Consider the following 767-nt stretch of genomic DNA (forward strand, 5'->3'; position numbering starts at 1 on the left):
TTTCAAGTTATACTCTTGAACAGAGTTATCACTCAATTCTAAAAATATAGAATTGGTGGGTTGTACTGGACTTGAACCAGTGACCCTCGCCTTGTAAGGGCGATGCTCTCCCAACTGAGCTAACAACCCAACTTGTATTACAACGTGTATCGTTGTGGGGCGGTATTATAGGTTTAGTTTGAAAAGAGTCAACACTTAACTTTAAAAAATCATTTCGTATGACGCTTTTCTGTTCAATGGCAAAAGCTCTTCATTATTAGGAGGTGAAAACTGAACCGTAAAAAGCAATTATTAACCTTTCTTTGTCATTTTTGTAGAAGAGTGTTCATTAACGTTGGGATGTTTTGAGAATGTATACGGCAAAATATATTGTTGTTTAGTTAACAAAGACAAAGAAGTTATAGTAAAGCATACAGAAAATGGAAGGGGAGGTTGATTTATGCTCAAATTCAAACTGTTACGCTTGCAAACTAGGGTGGTTTGGTTATATTCTACGCTTCTTGGTTTAAAATGAACCAGTTAGAAAAAACTTTCATAAAAGTTGTTGACTTTATTTTTGCTCCTGCATAGAATGCGCCCCGCACTCAGCGATACAGGCTAGCAATTTAAGTCTGATTAAATGGGGCTATAGCTCAGCTGGGAGAGCGTTGCATGGCATGCAAGAGGTCGACGGTTCGATCCCGTCTAGCTCCACCAAAACTTCGTTAGTGCATATGTCCTAGTACATAATCCAAATGGTAACGCCTCGAGTGCAAAGCTGTTTGTTA

The 767-nt window shown here is 38.6% G+C and carries 2 tRNA genes; one reads left to right on the top strand and one right to left on the bottom strand.

What is annotated here, in order from left to right:
* Positions 1-53: 53 nt before the first annotated feature.
* Positions 54-129 (bottom strand) — tRNA-Val (locus tag CEX98_RS22100).
* A gap of 492 nt (positions 130-621) precedes the next feature.
* Here CEX98_RS22100 and CEX98_RS22105 point away from each other — a divergent pair.
* Positions 622-696 (top strand) — tRNA-Ala (locus CEX98_RS22105).
* Positions 697-767: the final 71 nt, after the last annotated feature.

This window comes from Pseudoalteromonas piscicida, assembly GCF_002744175.1.
GTDB lineage: Bacteria > Pseudomonadota > Gammaproteobacteria > Enterobacterales > Alteromonadaceae > Pseudoalteromonas > Pseudoalteromonas piscicida_B.